General features: G+C 47.0%; 22 protein-coding genes. 9 read left to right on the forward strand and 13 right to left on the reverse strand.

Annotation, left to right across the window (positions count from 1 at the left end; translation table 11 throughout):
* Window positions 1-4 precede the first annotated feature (4 nt).
* From QQL66_RS15660 to QQL66_RS15670, 3 genes are all read right to left on the reverse strand, one after another.
* Window positions 5-1,999 (reverse strand): sensor histidine kinase, encoded by a 1,995-nt coding sequence (locus tag QQL66_RS15660; protein WP_284382658.1) that lies wholly within the window; start codon window positions 1,997-1,999, stop codon window positions 5-7.
* 62 nt (window positions 2,000-2,061) lie between these two features.
* Window positions 2,062-2,874: an SDR family NAD(P)-dependent oxidoreductase gene (locus QQL66_RS15665; RefSeq protein ID WP_284382659.1), complete on the reverse strand. Its 813-nt coding sequence runs from the start codon at window positions 2,872-2,874 to the stop codon at window positions 2,062-2,064.
* A 71-nt stretch (window positions 2,875-2,945) separates the two neighbouring features.
* The gene (locus QQL66_RS15670) at window positions 2,946-3,260 is read right to left on the reverse strand and encodes a hypothetical protein (protein ID WP_284382660.1); all 315 of its coding nucleotides are present in this window, start codon (window positions 3,258-3,260) and stop codon (window positions 2,946-2,948) included.
* A 118-nt stretch (window positions 3,261-3,378) separates the two neighbouring features.
* Between QQL66_RS15670 and QQL66_RS15675 the strand changes: the two genes are divergently transcribed.
* On the forward strand, window positions 3,379-4,233 hold the full coding sequence (locus tag QQL66_RS15675; RefSeq protein WP_284382661.1) for a type 2 periplasmic-binding domain-containing protein: 855 nt from the start codon (window positions 3,379-3,381) through the stop codon (window positions 4,231-4,233).
* An 88-nt stretch (window positions 4,234-4,321) separates the two neighbouring features.
* On the opposite strand, the gene ureG is transcribed toward QQL66_RS15675, so the two are convergent.
* The 7 genes from ureG to QQL66_RS15710 all read right to left on the reverse strand — a co-directional run bounded on the left by ureG (window position 4,322) and on the right by QQL66_RS15710 (window position 10,024).
* Complete coding sequence (gene ureG / locus QQL66_RS15680) at window positions 4,322-4,954, reverse strand: urease accessory protein UreG (protein ID WP_284382663.1); 633 nt, start codon at window positions 4,952-4,954, stop codon at window positions 4,322-4,324.
* A gap of 85 nt (window positions 4,955-5,039) precedes the next feature.
* Window positions 5,040-5,738 carry an urease accessory protein UreF gene (locus QQL66_RS15685; RefSeq protein ID WP_284382664.1) on the reverse strand — a complete coding sequence of 233 codons (699 nt, stop codon included), beginning with the start codon at window positions 5,736-5,738 and terminating at the stop codon, window positions 5,040-5,042.
* An 18-nt stretch (window positions 5,739-5,756) separates the two neighbouring features.
* Window positions 5,757-6,299, reverse strand: a complete 543-nt coding sequence (gene ureE / locus QQL66_RS15690; protein ID WP_284382665.1) for an urease accessory protein UreE — start codon at window positions 6,297-6,299, stop codon at window positions 5,757-5,759.
* 280 nt (window positions 6,300-6,579) lie between these two features.
* Complete coding sequence (ureC, locus tag QQL66_RS15695) at window positions 6,580-8,298, reverse strand: urease subunit alpha (RefSeq protein ID WP_284382667.1); 1,719 nt, start codon at window positions 8,296-8,298, stop codon at window positions 6,580-6,582.
* 33 nt (window positions 8,299-8,331) lie between these two features.
* On the reverse strand, window positions 8,332-8,637 hold the full coding sequence (locus QQL66_RS15700) for an urease subunit beta (protein WP_284382669.1): 306 nt from the start codon (window positions 8,635-8,637) through the stop codon (window positions 8,332-8,334).
* A 12-nt stretch (window positions 8,638-8,649) separates the two neighbouring features.
* Complete coding sequence (ureA, locus tag QQL66_RS15705) at window positions 8,650-8,952, reverse strand: urease subunit gamma (RefSeq protein ID WP_284382670.1); 303 nt, start codon at window positions 8,950-8,952, stop codon at window positions 8,650-8,652.
* A 172-nt stretch (window positions 8,953-9,124) separates the two neighbouring features.
* Window positions 9,125-10,024 (reverse strand): urease accessory protein UreD, encoded by a 900-nt coding sequence (locus QQL66_RS15710; RefSeq protein WP_284382671.1) that lies wholly within the window; start codon window positions 10,022-10,024, stop codon window positions 9,125-9,127.
* Between the two features lie 595 nt (window positions 10,025-10,619).
* Between QQL66_RS15710 and urtA the strand changes: the two genes are divergently transcribed.
* The 5 genes from urtA to urtE all read left to right on the forward strand — a co-directional run bounded on the left by urtA (window position 10,620) and on the right by urtE (window position 16,361).
* Window positions 10,620-11,918, forward strand: coding sequence for an urea ABC transporter substrate-binding protein (gene urtA, locus QQL66_RS15715; RefSeq protein WP_284382672.1), 1,299 nt, complete (start codon window positions 10,620-10,622; stop codon window positions 11,916-11,918).
* Between the two features lie 154 nt (window positions 11,919-12,072).
* Window positions 12,073-13,677, forward strand: coding sequence for an urea ABC transporter permease subunit UrtB (urtB, locus tag QQL66_RS15720; protein WP_284382674.1), 1,605 nt, complete (start codon window positions 12,073-12,075; stop codon window positions 13,675-13,677).
* A gap of 84 nt (window positions 13,678-13,761) precedes the next feature.
* A complete protein-coding gene (gene urtC, locus QQL66_RS15725; RefSeq protein WP_284383465.1) occupies window positions 13,762-14,901 on the forward strand; it encodes an urea ABC transporter permease subunit UrtC in 1,140 nt (379 codons plus the stop codon).
* Between the two features lies 1 nt (window position 14,902).
* Window positions 14,903-15,661, forward strand: a complete 759-nt coding sequence (gene urtD / locus QQL66_RS15730; RefSeq protein WP_284382676.1) for an urea ABC transporter ATP-binding protein UrtD — start codon at window positions 14,903-14,905, stop codon at window positions 15,659-15,661.
* Window positions 15,662-15,665: 4 nt separating this feature from the next.
* Window positions 15,666-16,361: an urea ABC transporter ATP-binding subunit UrtE gene (gene urtE / locus QQL66_RS15735; RefSeq protein ID WP_284382678.1), complete on the forward strand. Its 696-nt coding sequence runs from the start codon at window positions 15,666-15,668 to the stop codon at window positions 16,359-16,361.
* 79 nt (window positions 16,362-16,440) lie between these two features.
* Here urtE and QQL66_RS15740 read toward each other — a convergent pair whose 3' ends face one another.
* Entirely contained in the window at window positions 16,441-16,848 is a 408-nt protein-coding gene (locus tag QQL66_RS15740; RefSeq protein ID WP_284382680.1) for a hypothetical protein, read from the reverse strand.
* Window positions 16,849-17,433: 585 nt separating this feature from the next.
* Between QQL66_RS15740 and QQL66_RS15745 the strand changes: the two genes are divergently transcribed.
* Window positions 17,434-18,024, forward strand: coding sequence for a hypothetical protein (locus tag QQL66_RS15745; RefSeq protein WP_284382682.1), 591 nt, complete (start codon window positions 17,434-17,436; stop codon window positions 18,022-18,024).
* A 410-nt stretch (window positions 18,025-18,434) separates the two neighbouring features.
* Here the strand turns inward: QQL66_RS15745 and QQL66_RS15750 are convergent, their stop codons facing one another.
* Both QQL66_RS15750 and QQL66_RS15755 read right to left on the reverse strand, forming a co-directional pair.
* The gene (locus tag QQL66_RS15750) at window positions 18,435-19,091 is read right to left on the reverse strand and encodes an XRE family transcriptional regulator (RefSeq protein ID WP_284382685.1); all 657 of its coding nucleotides are present in this window, start codon (window positions 19,089-19,091) and stop codon (window positions 18,435-18,437) included.
* Between the two features lie 125 nt (window positions 19,092-19,216).
* The gene (locus QQL66_RS15755) at window positions 19,217-19,708 is read right to left on the reverse strand and encodes a DUF2269 family protein (RefSeq protein WP_284382687.1); all 492 of its coding nucleotides are present in this window, start codon (window positions 19,706-19,708) and stop codon (window positions 19,217-19,219) included.
* A 219-nt stretch (window positions 19,709-19,927) separates the two neighbouring features.
* Here QQL66_RS15755 and QQL66_RS15760 point away from each other — a divergent pair, with 219 nt between their 5' ends.
* Window positions 19,928-20,506: a GNAT family N-acetyltransferase gene (locus tag QQL66_RS15760; RefSeq protein WP_284382688.1), complete on the forward strand. Its 579-nt coding sequence runs from the start codon at window positions 19,928-19,930 to the stop codon at window positions 20,504-20,506.
* Between the two features lie 105 nt (window positions 20,507-20,611).
* A complete protein-coding gene (locus tag QQL66_RS15765; RefSeq protein ID WP_284382689.1) occupies window positions 20,612-21,007 on the forward strand; it encodes a tautomerase family protein in 396 nt (131 codons plus the stop codon).
* Window positions 21,008-21,124 lie beyond the last annotated feature (117 nt).

Raw genomic sequence — 21,124 nt, forward strand, 5'->3', positions numbered from 1 at the left:
GAGGCTAGTGTAGAATGACACTTTCCTGAGCTGGTGTATCGGCCAGTTCAGGTATCTCTTCTTTCGGTTTTTCCAGGTTGGGTAAACTGATCCGGAAGGTTACACCCTGACCGACTTTACTTTCACACCGAATATCACCATGCAGTTTATTTTTAACTAGGTTGTATACGATGTTCAATCCCAAGCCACTGCCGCCTTCACCCATCTTGGTGGTAAAGAACGGATCAAAGGCTTTTTGTACCGTAACCTCGTTCATGCCCTTACCGTTGTCCTGATAGGTAATTTCAACGCTTTCTTCTTTGACGTCCACCTCAATGCGGATTTGACACAGGGTCTTCTTGGTTTCAAAGCCATGAACCAGGCTGTTAATAATCAAGTTAGTAAAAATTTGGGAGATAGCCCCCGGATAAGTTGTGAGCATGGCATCGTTGTTCCCGACCACTTCAACTTCAACCCCTTTGAGTTTCAGTTTGGGAGACAGGCTCAGAGCAATGGCCTTAATGTAATCTACCGTATTGAGTTCCCGACACTTCTCATCACTCTGATCAACCGCCACTTGTTTGAAGCTTGATATGAGTTGCGCCGCTCCCGACAGGCTACCGAGAAGGATATCCGACCCCTCTTTGCAGTTATTGATGAAGACTTCCATCTGACGCTTCGAGAGTTCACCCGAGTTATAGGCGCGTTCGATATCATCAAACAAGCTTTGCAAATAGGTGGTCGTCGTAACCCCGACGCCGACCGGGGTATTAATCTCATGAGCCACGCCTGCGACCAAACGGCCCAAGGACGCCATTTTTTCCGAGTGAACCAAATCATCATAGGTTTTTTTTAGCTCTTCTGTTTTTGCCTCATAGGCTATTTCCAAGCGGTTTACGTCTCTTCTACGCATCCAGATAAAGACAAACAGCGCAGAAATAACAAACAAACAGACCAAGATAGTCGCGACCGCAACCCAATAAGCTTGAGGGTTCGATTCACGTAAGGTAATAGGCTTATTGAACCACTGGGTGGACTCAGGAATGAGAGCCTCTGAAAGACCGTAATCTTTGAGTTTCGCATAATCAAACATGTACACATTGGGGCTTTCAGCGATGACAGAGAAATCTGACACCGGCGTTCCTCGTAGAATCTCTCCCGCCATCTTGGCGGCAATTCGTCCCTGCTCAAAGTGACTAACGACTTTACCGCCGAACAAACCATCCCCTACGCCATGACGCCAAAAGTGATAGATGGGGCTGGGCGAGGCAGCTTCGAGAAATGCGGTTAATTCATAGAAATCTTTCTTCGTTCCGACGGCATCACGGAAGCCACTGAGCAATAGCACCGCATCACTGGAAGACGTTTCCAGTTCTTTTGCCAACTGGGGATAGGTCATTCTGGAAAGATCCAACACGTTCAGGTCTACACCTTCTGCTCGCACCTGATACGCCATAATTGATTTGAGATTGGACTGCCCAGACGGAGTCTCATCGACAATCACCTGAAGTGATGTTTTATCGCCATAAATTCGCTTGATCACATCAAAGGTTTCTTTGATGGAAATTCCTTCCACCACCCCGGTAAATTGCGGATCAGCATCAAGCAGTAGCGCTTTATTTACGTTATTCACACCAAAGAAAACAACCGGGATATTGTTAAAGAGGGTCGATCTATTCTGGAGCGCAAAATCGAGCGCATTGTCATCCGCCACTAAGACCACATCATAAGGGCGCGATAACTGAGACATTTTATAACGCAGCGAAGCCGTAAAATTGGCAAGGTTTTCTTCGGTCAGAAAGCGTTTGGAATCCATGTATTCATAATCGAGATCCATATTGGTTTGATCAAAGCCCTGTTCTTTCAAGCCTTGATGAACCCCTCGATTCTGACGATAGAAGGTTGGGAATGCAGGATGATACGCGCTAATAACCAATACTTGCTTACGTTCAGAGGCCAATGCCTCAAACGATAACAAGCACAATATCAACAAACAGATAACACTCAGTATTCTTTGCATATTTCTCCCCACTCTTATTTATAAGGGTAGTTCAATCAACTCTGCAAAGAAGCGTGGTATTGCTAGCTTTTGTAAGAACTTCGTTGCGCTTTTTTACCTTTTTCTTGTAGGAATACCACCAGCCGGTCAGTTAAGCCCGGGAATAGGTTACCTAATTTAGCCAACACGCCTCGACTGAATGGAATCATCGCTTCGGCAGGCGCTTTTGGAATAACCCGATCAAAGATCAACAGCTCGATATCTTCCACCTTCAGGACTTTATTACCTGAGAAGGTCATGGCAGCTTCTTCATAGGTCTCTTGCAAGGTCAACATCGGCGTTTGTATGGCATCAGGACAAATCACAGAGACGTTAACCCCATAAGGTTTGAGCTCATGTCGAATGGCCAAACTGAACGCGCGAACTGCAAACTTGGAGGCACTGTAGAGATTTAATCCGGGCACCGAAGCCAGCGCAGCAGTAGAGGCGATATTGATGATGTGTCCGGATTTCTGTTTAGTCATTTGCTGCCCGACCAACTGACATCCATACATCAGGCCTTTGACATTAATGTCGAGATGACGATCTATCTCATCAAGTGATTGTTGATGCGCGTAACCCGGTTTTAAATAGCCTGCCACATTAAGTAGGTAATCAATCTGCCCCCACTTTTCGAGCACATCAGAGAGCAATGCAGACCACTGCTCGGCAGAGGTAACATCCAACGGCGCACACATCACGGAATCGTCCGGCCATCGCTCGGTAAGGGCATGTCGGGTCAGAGCACCGCTGTTGATATCAGTTGCCACCACTCGATAGCCCCGCAAATAAAACGCTTCTACGAGGTGCTTTCCTAAGCCACTGGCACAGCCTGTGATCCATACAACCGATGACATACGCGTCTCTCCAAGATTGAGTGAAACGTTAATTTATGAGCTTTTACTCATGAAATCAACCATCCTAAATCTTAGTGAAGTAGACGACGAGATTCCATCATCACACTGGTGGCCGTTCCCTGACGATCATGACGCTCTAAAAACTGCACTAACGTATCCAGCGAACGCTCACAGATAGAACGCATTTTTTCCTGCCAGGACAGCGTTCCTTTGACACTTTCAGTCACCAGCGCCAAGAACTTATAGTGAGCACGAGAAAGATACTGTTCTGCTTTGGTTAAATCCCCTGACATGGCAAACGCATGAGAGGTATTTTGACAAGCGATAAAGTAATGCTGGCAAACACTTTGATCCTGTTTTGCACTGCTTTTCTGTCTACGAAACATCCTTACCACCTCATAATAATGATAACCATTTTCATTTATATCATAATAAGAATGATTCTCAAGTAGAAATTAAGGACACGTGATCTACTCTTTAAGAAAACATGAAACAGACATCATCATGAAGATCCCCTTACTCTCGATATTTTTCTGTCTTTTTACCCACCAATCTATGGCCATGGAGATCATCCTCGCCAAGCCAAAATCCGAAAAAGATCCACGACAAGAGTATGTGTTGTTGCTTCTGGAAACTGCCTTGAACTACCAACAAACCCAACCTCCAATCAGTATCCGATACAGCGATACCATGCACAGCCGTGAACGGCTCAAAGCACTGTTAAAAGAAGGCCGCGCTGTAGATATTCAAGCCACCGCAACTCGCCCGGATTGGGAAGAAGACCTACTGACAGTCCGAATTCCAATCTTTAAGGGGTTACTGGGATATCGACTGCTATTGATCCATAAAGATCATCAACAAAAATTCTCGGCCATTAACAACATAGAACAACTGAAATCGATGACTGCCGTGCTTGGAACCCAGTGGTCAATTACCCCGGTCTGGAAAGGATACGGTTTTAATACCATTACTAATGTGGACTACGAAAGTCTGTTCAAAATCATTCACTTTAACCGGGCGGATTACTTCCCCAGAGGCGCCAATGAGATCCTTCAGGAATACAATAAATTTCATCCTGACTTTCCGAATCTGGAAATAGAAAAGGATCTGGCAATTTACTTGCCCTTACCCATGTACTTCTTCGTAACGCCACATAAACCGACGTTAGCAAAACGCTTAGAAGACAACATGGAGCGGATGATTGCCGATGGAGAATACGATCGTTTTTTCTTTCAGAATTACGGAAGAAAAGTGAATCAGTTGCGGATCAACCAGCGTCGAACCTTCTTCTTAAAGAATCCAAACCTGCCGGAAAAAACACCGCTAAATCGCAAAGAGCTTTGGTACTCGACCAACTAGAGACGCACTGATTCAGCTAAGAGACATAAAAAAACGCTGTGACGTCGATAACCTCACAGCGTTTTCATACAGATCACACAACGGGATTTTAGTCTTTCATCAAGCCCGTTTCGCGTAACATGCCCTGCTCAATAATAAAGCGAACAATCTCTTTTACGCCCTGACCACTTTTCAGGTTGGAGAACACAAACGGACGATCACCGCGCATCTTCTTCGCATCTCGATCCATCACTTCCAAAGACGCGCCTACGATCGGCGCCAAGTCCGTTTTGTTGATAATCAACAAATCCGACTTGGTAATGCCCGGGCCACCTTTGCGTGGAATCTTATCGCCCGCAGACACATCGATCACATACAAGGTCAGATCCGACAATTCCGGGCTGAAGGTTGCTGACAAGTTATCACCGCCCGACTCCACCAGCACCATCTCCAAGCCTTCATGACGATCCTGAAGTTCTTTCACCGCCGCCAGGTTCATCGACGCATCTTCACGAATCGCCGTGTGCGGGCAACCGCCGGTTTCCACACCCAAGATACGGTCTTCACTTAACGCTTCATTACGGGTTAGGAACTGTGCATCTTCTTTGGTGTAAATGTCGTTGGTCACCACCGCGATGTTGTAGTGATCACGCATCTCACGACATAAAGTTGTTAATAACGCCGTCTTACCTGACCCAACCGGGCCACCTACACCCACGCGTAATGTTTGTTTACTGCTCATAATTCTTTCTCACTTAACTGTTTCTATAGTCTAAAAATCGAATTCGTATATAAAAGCCTGAAAATTCTGTGCTTCTGAATCTTCATCAAGATCTAAATAATCGCGAATACTGATGCTCATGCAGCGACGACGACATTGCCAAACCCACCAAGCCAGATCCGACCTCTTCATCCGGTAACGTCATCGCGTGAGCCACTACTTCGTCAATCACCGGGATCAAACGTCGCATGATTCTCTGCCCATCCGTCTGCCCCATCGGCATGGCTTTACTGGCTGCGGCGATTTGGTTTTCCAACCAGGCCCAACAGAAACCGATCAGACATTCCTCCACCGGAATGTCAGTCAACACACCATGCAACGCATACATTGCGACCACCGACGGTTTTTCCAGCCATTCCAGCTTTGCTTCAATATCATCAGCTTGCTTAAGAGACTCGCTTTCCGAGAGTTGAGCTAGATGCCACTGTTTGAAGGCTGCACCTACTTGCACGTCTTCCAGGTACAGTTCTTTGGTTTCCCGAAAGGCCAGAAGCATGTCATTCCAATGTTGAACCGCCTCTTGGTCATTCGTCTGCCAAGCCTGATGCAAACGCTGTAAAATCGGCAAATCCACACCCGCAAGACCAAACCTGAGAACAGACTCAATCCACTGCTCGACATCCTTCGCGGTCTTACACCAACCGGCATCCAGGGTGTATTCCAAGCCTTGCGAATAAGCAAAGGCACCGATCGGCAAGGCTGGGCTGGAGATATGAAGAAGGCTTAATAAGCTTGTGGTTTTCACTCAAATCCCTTTCGTCATCTAGTGGTGATGGCCATCGTCGTGTGAATGGCTATGCGAGTGATCATGACCATGCCCATGTGAGTGACCACCATGTGAATGCCCATGATGAGAATGTCCGCCACTGGCGTGCTCACCATACGCGCCATTCTCCGGCTCAAAGGGGGCTTGCTCATGTTGTACATCCAGGCCCAACTGACACAGCATATCATCCAGCACATAATCGTTTTGATAGCGCAGCCAACCGTCGCCTACCTGCAAAGGCACATGGCGATTCCCTAAGTGATAACAGGCACGAGCAAACAAATGCGCGTCTGCCGTTGAGGCCGTGGTGACCTCTTCATTCGCTGCAACCACTTGGAAAATGTCACCCGACTCGGCCTTCAACAAAGTACCGTCGCGCATCACTTCGCCACGCTCAACAAAAATACCGACATCCTCACCCGAGGCGGTCACTGTTTTTAAGCGACCTCGTTTGCGCTCATCAAAAGGCAAACAAATGGTGTCTTTGATGTCTAACCCATCGGTTTCCGTTTGGGTTAGTTTTTCTGAAATTGTGATCATAAATATCCAAATACTTGAATAACCTTTTCTCAAACAGATACTTTATTTTCAAACAGCTATCTATTCGGGAAAGTTCACCAGAAAGATGACAGGATTAAAGATTTTCTGCCGAACGACATACTAAAATAAGCCATCACGTGAGCGATCAGAGGCACACGGATGTGCCTTCTGATCGAGCAAAGAAAAACTGAATCCTGTTAACTTTCCATAATGTTTCTTATCTTTTCTAACCTATTTGAATTACTGGCTAGAAAACTTGCCCATTAAAACTGCTTATCTACTAGAACAAGTAATAACGCTGAGCCAATGGCAGCTCTTCCGCAGGCTCACACTTCAACTCAACGCCATCGGCTTTCACCACATAGGTTTGCGGATCAACTTCTACGGTCGGCTGATAATCGTTCAACACCATGTCCGACTTACGCACTGAACGGCAGTTCTGAACCGGCGTTAAGGTCTTCTCCAAACCAAGGTGAGATAAAGACTCTTTCTCAATCGCCGCTTTAGACACAAAGGTCAGACTGGTGGCCGACACCGCTTTGCCCAACGCACCAAACATCATGCGGTAATGCACCGGCTGAGGCGTAGGAATCGACGCATTCGGATCGCCCATTGGCGCAGCCGCAATCATTCCGCCTTTCATAATCAAAGAGGGTTTGGTGCCGAAGAACGCCGGTTTCCACAACACCAAGTCCGCCAGTTTACCCACTTCAATGGAACCCACATGCTCAGAAATACCATGAGTAATGGCCGGGTTGATGGTGTACTTGGCGATGTAACGACGGGCACGGAAGTTATCGGCACCCGATACGGTAGTCGTCTCTGCTTCTTCCGGCAGCGCGCCACGTTGCACCTTCATTTTGTGCGCGGTCTGCCAGGTGCGAGTAATCACTTCACCGACACGGCCCATCGCTTGGGAATCCGAAGAGATCATGCTGAACGCGCCTAGATCATGAAGAATGTCTTCCGCCGCAATGGTTTCACGACGAATACGGGAATCCGCAAAGGCCACGTCTTCAGGAATGTTTGGATCAAGGTGGTGACACACCATCAACATGTCCAAATGCTCGTCCACCGTATTGATGGTGTAAGGACGGGTTGGATTGGTTGAAGAAGGCAAAACATTGGATTCACCACAGGCCTTGATGATGTCCGGCGCATGACCACCACCCGCACCTTCGGTGTGGTAGGTGTGAATCACCCGGCCTTTCAACGCCGCTAAGGTGTCTTCCACAAACCCGGATTCATTCAGAGTATCGGTGTGAATCGCCACCTGAACGTCGAGCTCTTCCGCCACCGACAAACAACAGTCGATAGACGCAGGCGTCGTGCCCCAATCCTCATGCAGTTTTAAGCCAATGGCACCGGCTTCCACCTGCTCTCTCAAGGCATCTGGCAAAGACGCATTGCCTTTCCCCAGGAAGCCAAAGTTCATCGGTAACTCGTCCACCGCTTGCAGCATTTTACCAATATGCCACGGCCCCGGCGTACAGGTAGTCGCATTGGTGCCTGTGGCTGGGCCGGTACCACCACCGATCATAGTGGTGATGCCCGACATCAAGGCTTCTTCCACCTGCTGTGGACAGATGAAATGAATGTGCGCGTCGATAGCACCAGCGGTAAGAATTTGACCTTCGCCCGCAATCACTTCAGTACCCGGCCCGACATTAATGGTCACACCCGGTTGAGTATCCGGGTTGCCTGCCTTACCAATGGCACAAATGCGACCATCGTTAATGGCAACGTCGGCTTTGATGATGCCGGTGACATCCAGAATCAAGGCGTTGGTGATCACGGTATCCGGCACTTTGTCTGAGGTATCCTGACTCTGGCCCATGCCATCACGAATTACCTTACCGCCACCGAACTTCACTTCATCGCCATACACGGTGAAATCTTTCTCTGGCGAAATGAATAACTCGGTGTCGCCCAAACGGACTTTGTCACCGACGGTTGGGCCGTACATATCTACATAGGCTTTACGATCTATGGTTGTCATTTTGTTCGTCCTATCCCTTATAACTTGCCCGATTTATACCTTACCCATGACATCGCCACGGAAACCGTATACAGTTTTCGTCCCCGCATATTCCACCAGCTCAACCTCTCGGGTCTGGCCCGGCTCGAAACGCACCGCCGTGCCCGCAGGAATATTTAAGCGATAGCCTTTGGTCACTTCGCGATCAAACTGCAGCGATAAGTTAGTTTCATAAAAGTGATAGTGAGAGCCCACCTGGATGGGACGGTCACCCGAATTCGACACTTGAACCGTCACTGTCTTGCGCCCTACGTTTAAGGTAATGGGCTCATCAGCCACTATGTATTCGCCTGGAATCATAATGCGTGCTCCTTACGCAATGGGGTTATGAACGGTGACTAACTTAGTGCCGTCCGGAAAGGTCGCTTCCACTTGCACTTCATGAAGCATGGCATCAATTCCGTCCATCACCTCGTCCCGGCTGATCACCTGACGACCTTCATTCATGAGCTGGGCAACGGTCTTACCATCACGAGCGCCTTCCATAATGTACGCAGAGATAAGGGCGATACACTCCGGATAGTTCAATTTGACGCCTCGTTGTCTTCGCTTTTCTGCTAACTCGGCGGCTACAAAAATCAGTAACTTATCTTTTTCTCTGGGTGAGAGTTCCATAACATCCTCGTTGAGTGATCCATAACCATGCAGCTACTACACACCAATCAACCACATATAGTGCAGCCCATGATTTGTTATTAATAAAAACTTCGTTTTTTGTGCGTTTAGTTTAATGCCTTTACATCAATTACTTAGCTGATCAAGTAATCAATAAACCTAAAAATTGAGATCAGGTATTCCAAATTCTCGGCGGACATGCACCACGTTGGTTTACCTCTTCACGTACCCACGCCCAATATTGGGTAAACACTTTTTTAGCCGTTTCCGAACAAGCGCCAAGATAGCGCACGACGGTAATCCCCGGTTTCACAGTCACAGACACCAAAGCGCCTTTGGCCATTTCCTGTAAGAAATCTCGTTGTTCTTCCGTTAATTCAGTTAAGGCATCACAGGTAATCATGAAGCTGCCAAACACCGGCTGACCGGCCAAACCAGCGCGCACGTTCATAATTCCGGAGTTAGCATCAATCAGGTTATTCTCGATATGGATCAGTTTGCCTTGGCGTTTAATAGATAAGAGCTGACGTACTGAGCCTCGTTCAAACCAATCTTCACTGCTCGGCCGCCCCATGCAGACGATATCCCAACCGACAAAGGTCCCATTCTGTTCAAGCTCTACTTCAGTAACTAGCTCACCGTTCGCGCCATCAAAAACAATGGTTTCCTGCGGAAGCCACTCCATTACAGCCTCATCGGCAACGGTGAGATGCACCTTTTGATACTGCTTACGGTCAGTAATGTTGTTGTAGATCTTCCCTGCGGAAGGCGTGGTGACCAAGGCCTGCGCTTTAGGCCCAAGATGAAAACCGATGGTGAGATAATCCCCGGCTACCAAGCCACCCGGCGGGTGTAACAGATAAAGATGGGCACAGACATCGCCCTCTGGATAAAAAGGTCGTTGCACCCGTAATGGTCCAAAGCTGTCTGTTCGTCCCAGCCGTGTTTTTCCATCCAGATACACCAACTCCGCTTGATAGTTCGCCAACCAATGCAAACTAGGGTCAAGCTGGGAATCCGGTAATAGTGCAGCTGTCTTGAGTTGATCGTTCAAACGTCTTCCTTCAATCATTCCGTTTCTAAACGTTATTCTTTAAAGCCTTATTCCTTGAATAACTTATTCTTTGAAACCTTACAGCCAAAACTCTCTGCAAAGTGTTTGCCAGTTAAATACCTAACCAACAAGACAACTTTTAATAATACTTTAGTGCTAGGTTTTCTGCACTCTCTCTGCACTTGGCTTGTGCAAGTTAGCTTTAAATTCAATTAGATACAAAAGCAAGAAAGCCCAGCTTGACCCAATTTAGTGCCGATCAAATTTTATTCGCACCACAAAGCAGCACTAACAAACCAAATAGACAACTTTTTCATTAGTCAAAGTCAGTCTCCATGCGCTTTTGCACAGTATGGCACAGCCGTTGCAAAACCTGCCTCAGCTTTAGGGGACTTTTTACAAGCGCCCAAGACTCACAATCAAAAAGCTTAGGTTGGCTATCCAAAGAAAGGAAAACACCACCAAAGTAGAAAAGGACATTCAGAGGCAACCCATATTATTTCAGCCCGTCCCTTTCATCGCTTTGTTTCCCTTTGGTTTAGCCCAACCTGTTTGGCTCAGGCCCAAGCTTTAACGACTAGAAATCGAATTAAAACCATAACAAGGAATCACGATGAAAAGCATAAAAAGACTCACACAATTCTCTGCTCTGGCGTTGTCGGTATCATTTGGCTCTGCTGTGATGGCGGCTGATGACACCATCAAAGTGGGTGTATTGCACTCGCTTTCGGGCACCATGGCGATCTCTGAAACCACGTTGAAAGACACCGTATTGATGATGATCGAAGAGCAGAACAAAGCTGGCGGTCTTCTTGGTAAGAAACTGGAGCCTGTGGTTGTAGACCCGGCTTCGAACTGGCCTTTATTTGCAGAGAAAGGTCGCGAGCTGCTTTCAAAAGAAAAAGTAGACGTAATCTTCGGTTGCTGGACATCGGTATCTCGTAAGTCAGTGCTTCCAGTCGTTGAAGAGCTGAACGGTTTGATGTTCTACCCGGTTCAGTACGAAGGTGAAGAATCCTCGAAGAACGTGTTCTACACAGGGGCTGCGCCAAACCAACAGGCGATTCCAGCGGTTGATTACCTAATGAGCGAAGAAGGTGGCAGCGTTGAGCGATTCGTTCTTGCAGGCACAGACTACGTTTACCCTCGAACCACAAACAAGATTCTTGAAGCCTATCTGAAAGCCAAAGGCGTGGCTGAAAAAGACATCATGATCAACTACACGCCGTTCGGCCAATCTGACTGGCAAACCATCGTAAGCGACATCAAAAAGTTCGGTGCTGCTGGCAAGAAAACGGCAGTAATCTCAACCATTAACGGTGATGCAAACGTACCTTTCTACAAAGAATTGGGTAACCAAGGCGTATCAGCTGAAGACATTCCGGTGATTGCGTTCTCGGTAGGTGAAGAAGAACTGTCTGGTATCGACACCAGCCCATTGGTTGGTCACCTGGCGGCTTGGAACTACTTCCAAAGTGCTGAAAGCGAAGCCAACGAAGAGTTCATCGAGAAGTGGAAGAAACACGTCGGCAATGCTGAGCGCGTAACCAATGACCCAATGGAAGCCACGTACATCGGCTTCAAAATGTGGGCAAAAGCGGTTGAAATTGCAGGTACAGAAGACGTGGACGCAGTGCGCGAAGCCATGTACGGCATCACAGTACCTAACCTGACCGGCGGCACAGCCGTAATGAACACCAACCACCACCTTACCAAACCGGTATTGATCGGTGAAATCCAGGACGACGGTCAATTTGAAATCGTTTGGCAAACCAAGAAAGGCGTGATCGGTGATGCCTGGACTGACCACTTGCCAAGCAGTGCCAAGGTGGTTGCAGATTGGACCGCTCCAATCAACTGTGGTAACTACAACATCGAAACCAGCGTATGTTCTGGTCAGAACTACGAATAATCGATCGTTAATCACTTTGATGATTCAGGCCGAAACGGACTTGGCCTGAATCATCCTTAAAAGCATTCCCTCTGAACTCTTAATATACCCATTCCTTGGGTAGGGGTATTTTTGGTTCTGAGATCATGAATTGAACGAATCTTTGGAATACATCATGACCAGGTTCAAACTCATTTTCGCGTTGTTCACATCGCTTCTCCTGGCAAGCATAAGCTACGGCTCGCCCACATCCTTACAATCTCAATTTGAAGGGCTTAAATCTAAAAAAGCCAACGACCGTATTGAAGCGGTTCAAGCCATTGCCTCCACCGGAGACGCACAAGCTTCAACCGTGCTGAACCAAATGTTGGACGGCAAACTTTATTACGTTAAAGCCACTGGCCAATTTGTTTACATTGAAAAAGGCGAAGGTAAGCAATACACCGCCTACAGTGCTCTAACGAATGAAATCATTGGCGATTTCAAGAAAAGCAAACTTCAAAAAATCAAAGTAAATAACAAGATTCGTGGTGAAATTCGAAACGCACTTGCTGGCTTACAACTGAATGCCAAAGATGAAGACACTCGGCTGACTGCCGTTCGCAATCTCAGAGATGCGTTAGAAAGCGAGTTATTACCAACACTTACAGCAAAGCTGGACACAGAAACCTCTCCCGATGTGTTAGAAGCAATTACCACGACCATTGCTGCCATTCAACTCAAACACGGTGACTTATCAACACAAACCTCCGCTGCTAAACAACTGGAAAGCAGTGACGATCCTAAAGTACTCGTTTTACTTAACCAAACTAAAACCAGTGCCAAGGATAAAACCTTAATCGCCACTATCGACAAATCCATTGAAGCCATTGAATCCCGGCAAGAGTTATATGGCGTGGCGGAGAACCTGTTCTTCGGTTTGAGCCTTGGTTCGGTATTGCTGCTAGCAGCGATTGGTTTAGCCATTACTTTCGGTGTAATGGGTGTAATCAACATGGCTCATGGCGAAATGATGATGCTTGGCGCCTATACCACCTTCGGCATTCAGTGGTTGTTTCCAAACCTCATCGATTACTCCTTATTCATCGCCATTCCAGCTGCCTTTTTGGTATCGGGTTTGGTGGGCATTCTGATCGAGCGCACGGTGATTCGTCACCTGTACGGTCGTCCATTGGAAACCCTGTTAGCCACCTTCGGTATTAGTTTAATTCTGCAACAAGCCATTCGTACCTTGGTGTCTCCACTCAACCAAAGTGTTGAAAACCCAAGTTGGATGAGTGGCTCGCTGGAAATCACTGAATCCTTCGCGCTGACCTACAACCGCCTCTACATCATCATCTTCAGTGTGATCATCTTCTTTGCTCTGATGATGCTATTGAAGAAGAGCTTATTCGGTCTGCAAATGCGCGCAGTAACTCAAAACCGCGCGATGGCGAACTCCATGGGTATCCGTTCGAGCTGGGTTGATGCATTAACCTTCGGTTTAGGTTCGGGCGTAGCCGGTATCGCCGGTGTGGCGCTGTCTCAAATCACCAACGTAGGGCCAAACCTGGGTCAGAACTACATCATTGATTCCTTCATGGTCGTGGTGTTCGGTGGTGTGGGTAACCTGTGGGGCACCTTGGTTGCGGCCATGGGCTTGGGCGTGGTCAACAAACTGATCGAGCCTTGGGCCGGAGCCGTGATCGCTAAGATCATCGTATTGGTATTCATCATTCTATTCATTCAGCGTCGCCCGCGTGGTCTGTTCGCGCTGAAAGGCCGAGCAGTGGAGGGTTAAGCAATGAATAAAGATTCCTTCTTAATGAAAGGCTCGTTCCTTTCAAAAGACTCTTTCCTTTTAAAAGACAAAGCAGGCCTAAGAATGCTCTCCATTCTGGGCGCCGCCTTAGTCATCATTACCTTCTTAAACCAAGCAGTACCGGAGGGTAACCCGCTGCACATGAGCACCTACACGGTGACACTGTTTGGTAAGTACTTGTGTTATGCCCTGCTCGCTTTAGCCGTGGATTTGATCTGGGGCTATTGCGGAATTCTGTCACTCGGCCACGGTGCCTTCTTCGCACTGGGCGGTTACGCCATGGGCATGTATTTAATGCGTCAGATTGGTGATCGCGGTGTGTATGGTAATGCCGAACTGCCGGACTTCATGGTGTTTCTGAATTGGCAGGAACTGCCTTGGTACTGGCAAGGCTTCGATATGTTCTGGTTCGCCATGTTGTGGGTATTGCTGGCACCCGGGATTCTCGCCTTTGTGTTCGGTTGGCTGGCCTTCCGCTCTCGTGTAACGGGCGTATATCTGTCGATCATCACCCAAGCCTTAACCTATGCCTTAATGCTGGCCTTCTTCCAGAACGACATGGGCTTTGGTGGCAACAACGGCTTGACCGACTTTAAAGACATCCTTGGCTTTGATCTGCAATCCGACCAGACCCGTATTGGCCTCTTCCTCTGCTCCGGCATCGCCTTGGCTTTGGGTTATATCCTGTGTCGTTGGATCGTTTCGTCTCGCTTGGGTCGTGTATTAGTGGCGGTGCGTGACACCGAAAGTCGAACGCGCTTCCTGGGCTATCGTGTTGAACATTACAAACTGGTGGTATTCGTATTATCCGCCATGTTGGCCGGTATCGCTGGAGCCTTGTATGTACCACAAGTGGGCATTATCAATCCGGGCGAATTCTCTCCGATCAACTCCATTGAATTGGTGATCTGGGTGGCGATGGGCGGTCGAGGCACGCTGTACGGTGCAATCATCGGAGCCATCTTAGTGAACTACGCCAAGACCTGGTTTACCGGTGTATTACCGGATGCCTGGTTGTTCATGCTCGGCGCATTGTTCGTGGTAACGACGCTGTATCTTCCGAAAGGCATCGCCGGTTTGTATACACAGATCAAGCAACGTCAGGCGGAGAAAAAAGCAATGTCCGGCAGTGGTTCAGCATCCGAACAGGACACCACCAGCAAGCCTGCAACACAAACCACCGAATTAGTTGAGGAGGTGTAACATGGTCGATAAACATATTCCTAACGACACCATCCTCTATCTTAACGGAGTGAGTGTCAGCTTCGATGGATTTAAAGCCATCAATGGTTTGTCCATCGTGCTGAAAGAAGGTGAATTACGCGCCATCATCGGCCCCAACGGGGCGGGCAAAAGTACCATGATGGACATCATCACCGGCAAAACCCGCCCGGACGTGGGCGACGTGTATTTCAAACAAGAAATTGACCTGACCAAGCACGACGAAGCTGACATCGCCAATTTAGGCATTGGTCGTAAATTCCAAAAGCCGTCGGTGATTGAAACGCTCAGCGTTTGGGAAAACCTCGAACTGGCTTTGGCAGGTAACCGCACCCCTTGGCAAAGCCTGGTCTTCAAATTAACCAACAAAGACAAAGATCGCTTAGATGAGATGGCCAACTACATCAATCTCGGCGATCAAAAGAATACCCTGGCGGGGGACATCTCCCACGGGCAAAAGCAGTGGTTAGAAATCGGAATGCTATTACTGCAAGAGCCCGAAGTACTCTTGGTGGATGAACCCGCTGCGGGTATGACCGACGAAGAAACCTTCAAAACCGCAGACCTGTTACGGGATGTGGCGAAGAGCCGCTCGGTCATCGTGGTTGAGCATGACATGGAATTCGTGAAGGCACTGGACTGTAAAGTTACCGTGCTGCACGAAGGCTCCGTGCTATCGGAAGGGCCGCTTGATGTGGTTCAGCAGGATGAACAGGTTATTGAAGTATATTTAGGGAGATAACAGCATGCTCACAGTAGATAACATCGACATCTTTTACGGCGCCAGCCAGGCGCTTAAGAAAGTCTCCCTGACCGCTGAAACCGGTAAAGTCACCACGGTACTTGGCCGCAACGGTGTGGGCAAAACTACGCTGTTGAAATCCATCACCGGTCACTTATCACCTCAATCCGGCGATATCAGCTGGGATGGAAAACAACTCAACAAACTGGGCGCGACTGATCGTGCTCACATGGGCATTGCGTCGGTTCCACAAGGCCGAGAGATCTTCCCGCAACTGACCATTCTGGAAAACCTGCAAACCGGCTTTGCCTGCTTGCCGCGCTCAGAACGACACATTCCTGATCATATCTTTGAACTCTTCCCTGTGCTCAAAGACATGCTCAAACGCCGTGGCGGTGACCTCTCCGGCGGTCAGCAACAACAACTCGCCATCGCACGGGCATTGATCACCCGCCCTAAACTTTTAGTCTTGGACGAACCCACCGAAGGCATTCAACCCTCGATCATCAAGGACATTCAACGCGTGATCGCCATGCTGCGTGACCAAGGCGAAATGGCCATCGTATTGGTGGAACAGTACTTGGACTTCGCCAAAGAACTGGCCGATGATTATCTGGTGATGGACCGTGGTGAAGTGGTGTTGTCCGGCAAAGGCGAAGACATGAACGAAGAAGAAGTTCGCTCGTTTATGATGGTTTAGGGGTTGTTTAAGACGGGCTCTTGAGGAAGAGCCCGATTTTTATGTCAGTAGCATCGCCTTTGTTTTGGCCGCACAGCTCTTAGTGACATTCCAACGAGCCCAATTTAGCTCCGCTAATTTCAATAGAACAATCCAGGTTATATTCTTCAGGCCCTCTTAGAGCAAACAATTGAAGCTCAAACTCAAAAGCGCTCTCGGTTATTCTCGGGTTGTTAAAACTGACGGCAGCAAAACCCTCACTAAACGACTTTCCGTCGTATGCACAAACATCCAAGTTATCAACTAACGCTCTGTTATTAATAGGATCAAGCAACTCTGTTCGGATGCACGGAAAATCAGACTCCGTGCTAAATAAAACGTATCGGAATATATAATCACCGACCCGAGATGTTTCGAGAGTGTTGATGTACGAAGGAATACTAATTTCGCCAGCTTGAACAATAAAAGACAAACTTAGACCCAATACTACAGAGAAGCAGTTTTTCATAGATAACCTTCCTTTAAAAACAGCGTTTCAAATCAGCCCCTGCTCTTCTAAACCAGGAAAATACGGATGAACAATGTAAAGTCTATTCATCTATCAGCTCAGATTGGAAATTTCAGGTACGATGATGGCTGCGTTTTATTTGGTCCACAAACTCTACCAGATTGGCTTTGAAAGGAAGTACTCATGAAACATTTAAAAGGTCTTTTGTGTTCACTGGTGTATTCACTTCCTGTTGCTTTCGGTACTTACTGGTTTCTTAATCAGGTTCATGAAATCCAAAGCCCTCAAATACCAATGGGGATAGCTGTCGTCCTTTTTTGTGTGATATCACTTTGGGGATTAATACGCCCAACGGGTTTTATACACTCTGTTAAATCACTCTGGATTGCTCTCGCGATTCTTAATGGCCTGTAAAATACGAATAAAACATCAACCAAATATCTTAGACCCTAAGAAGCTCGATATTTGATGTTCAGACAGTTTTGTGAATAAATAAGCTTCCAAAATACCACAAGGATTTGCGGATCTAATTCGCTGAATACACTGTGAAGCAATCACAGAACATTAATAGACTAAGGAGTAGTCATGAGAAATCTAATCATCAAAATATCAACCTGGGCCTTTCTCGCAGGCCTAGTCTTCACAGGCATGGGTGTCTGGGAGATCATCAAAGAACGTAATGTCAGCCAAACCCCAAGTGCAATACAATCATCTGATGTAAATAAAACCACCGAAGAGCTTGCTTATGCCACCATCCAAGGTGGACGACTCGACTTAGCAAACACTTACGAATATAGCCTTCAAACGAAAAAGTCCGATGTAAAACTTAACTCAGATTATTTCATTCCAGTTAAGGACACTGAAACTGACGCCGTCATTTATGTCTTAAAAACATCAGATGAACCGAGCATCGAAGACGTACTAAAAACGGCTAATTTCTCTGGCCTATTACAGAACAGATCTGAACTTCCTTCGAAAATTCTAGATGCCTATAAGAAAGAATTCCCTAACGTAGATTTCGCCTACCTTGATACAACGTACAAACCTGAAACCCTAATTGAAAAGATCAAAGGATTAGGCATCTTTCTTGGTTTATTACTTGGTGGTCTGGTTATTCGCACTTTAGCGACGAAAAAGCCTGAAAGTATTGCAACTGAAAACGCTGCTAATCCATAAGCCTAATGCATAGCGCCAAGGCCTTATTTATTTAGGGCTTTGGCTAAAGTCATTTAGAAATACACACTAAGAAAGTATCTAAACATTCGTTTTATCATGAAGACAACAATTGGCGAGACAAAGACAACATCATTCTACATGCCTGCTTTCAACTCCTAAAAGATTGTGTAGAAAATGAAAATTTACTCAGTGGAAACACAGACTGGGAAGCAGATGAAAGACATTCTAAAGCACGTACCGAGCTAAAGGCCCTGTATCACTGGTGGCTTACAAGGTCTAAAGAAGATGGTAGTTGGGGCGAATCTGAACAGCAATATGAAAAAGACGATGAAATGCTTCATCGCCTAATTAATGTTCGCTGGGCGATGTGGACATAAAAGCTCCATTTTTAGTAGTAATCTAAACAGCAACTAAACCTTCCTTCCATTCCAGATCACCTTACCCGCCACTCGGTACTGATCTGCGTTCTGCGGGTCAATCGTCCACGACGGGTAATCCGGATTATCACTGATTACCTGAAGTGCGTTTTTGTCGGACTTCAATCGCTTAGTGACTAGACCATCTTCAGTGGTAATCAGATAAATACCTTCTCGGTGTACTTGTTGTTGAGACATGTCGACCAGAATCATGTCGCCATCTTCAAGTGTTGGCACCATGCTATCGCCGTTAACGGTGACAAATGCCAGATTATCTGAAGACACTCTCAGATGCGAAGACAACCAGTTTTTGTTGAAGCCAAAGTGTTCAACAATGTCTTCACTTTGAACAAGTGCCCCGGCTCCGGCACTGGCTTCCACATCAAACATGGGCGCGAATACCAAATCCTTACTGGACGCCGTTCCTGCCTTTTGCCCGCTGCTTTCTTCCCCTGTCAGCAACCAATTCAAGTCCACTTTGAATTCGTCATACAGCTCTTGCAGATAGGTCATCGAAGGACGGCTCGCCCCGCGACAAATACGATAGATATGAGACGCTGATTTACCGGTTAATTCGGCAAACTGCTTTTTATTGCCCTGACAGATTTGTTCGACAACTAACTGGAAACGACGAGAAAAAGGCGTGCTCATACGACGGACTACTCATGAGGTAATTGAAAGGGCGCGTAGTATACGCATATATAGAAAATGGTATATAGCCAAGCTACATACCGCCTAATCAACCTCATTGATTGTTTTCTTCGATTTCAAGCCATCTAAGCAAGCGGCTTGAAAACCATCCAATAAATATTCAACAGCGGCAGAACCGTTGCCAGCATCCCAAAGCCCATCCAGAGTTTATTTAATTGCCAGTAACGCTCGGGGATTGCCTGTTCCTTACCAAAGGTTTTTGCCAACTTCGCCTGCTTCCACTGCAAGGGTACCAGCACCGCCGCCCAGATAATGCCTGAAGCGATGAATAACCCATAACCCCAGCTCAGCCAGTAAGTCGCCTGAACATCTATGCCTTGCTGGATCACCTGCAACATCCCTGTTCCGATGATTAATCCAGCCCCTGTAGCGGTAAAAATGAAATCGGTCAGGGTGACTTGCCGTTGAGCAAAGGCGACAATGCCAGGGTGGCGGGTGCGGTCGGCCATTACCTTCCACCAGGCAGTGACAATGATATTGCCCAAAAACAACACCACGCCCAGTATGTGCAAGCCTTTTAATACAAGGTAACTGTTTAGTTCGAGTGAGGAATCCATGTCTTTTTCTCCTTTATTCATCCATTAACTATCAATCGCCAAAGTTGACACTGTAAACATAGAGAAACTTAGATTCATATGTTGTCATTGTCAACATCAACTTGTTTAGCCAAGTCATAACCTACCAGATGTCTCATGCCATCATTACAGCCACAACATGTAAGCCACATAACTGATGGACTATTCTTGTTATGAAATGGGTCGTAATGAGAGATCAAGATGCACATAGAAAATGCGCGAAGAGAGGATGCCAAGGCATTAGCTTATTTGGTTGATTTGGCTGGTGAAGGACTACCTCGATATCTATGGTCTGAAATGATGACTGACGAAGCTAGCCCCTACGATGTAGGTGCTCAGCGCGCATCAAGAGACGAAGGCGCGTTCAGTTATAAACATGCCCGTGTAGTTTGTAGAGATTCAAGAGTTGTAGGTATGATGCTTTCTTATCAACTTGATGATCCATATGTGGTGGGTGATTTAAAGAGCATACCCAAGGTTATCCAACCATTAATTCAGCTTGAATCAAACGTACCTGGATCCTGGTATATTAATGCCATCGCAACCGACGAATCTTTTCGAGGGCAAGGCATTGCAAAACGTTTAATGGAAGATGCCGAAACAACCGCGCAAGAACGAGGTATTCATCTGATGAGCCTGATCGTTGCATCTGAGAATACCGCAGCAAAGCACCTCTACCAAACGCTAGGCTATCAATGTCAAGCATCATTACCTGTTATTCTCTATCCCGGCAGCCTGCATGGTGGTGACTGGGAATTAATGACGAAGCAGATCATTTAATGTTCAATTAAACAAAATTGTCCGCTAGGATAAGAGCAATCACAGACAAGGAATGTAGAAAGGGTTTCTACAGATTTGCTAAGGCGATATTCACAAGGAGGAACCATGCCTAGTGTCATGATTGAGGTCAGACAACAATACCCCCGCGAGACAGAACAAGGCATCATGGAAGCAGTGCATTCAGCACTTAGAGACAGTTTCAAAATCAAATCAGGGGATCGCAATGTTCGCTTGCTGGTGCATGAACCGCATCGCTTTGAGTGTCCACCGGACCGAGAAAAGCCGGAACTCTATACCCACATCAGCATTGACTGTTTTGCAGGCAGATCGCTCGACGCAAAACGGAAACTGTACCGCACCATTGTGAGCAACCTGGAAACCTTCGGCATTCCACCGAGCCACGTCAAAATTATGCTTCGTGAAATTACCGCTGAAAACTGGGGCATCAGAGGAGGCCAAGCCGCCTGTGATGTTGATTTGGGTTTTAAGGTTGATGTTTAGACAAATCACAAAGAGCGCTAAGCATGGAGACTGTATTTGGCCTGATGTTGCTGTGGCCGCGTAGCTTGCTCTCTGAAAATTAAAAAGGGCTGAGTAACTCAATTACTCAGCCCTTTT

The organism is Litoribrevibacter albus (assembly GCF_030159995.1).
In the GTDB taxonomy this organism is placed as follows: Bacteria; Pseudomonadota; Gammaproteobacteria; order Pseudomonadales; family Litoribrevibacteraceae; genus Litoribrevibacter; species Litoribrevibacter albus.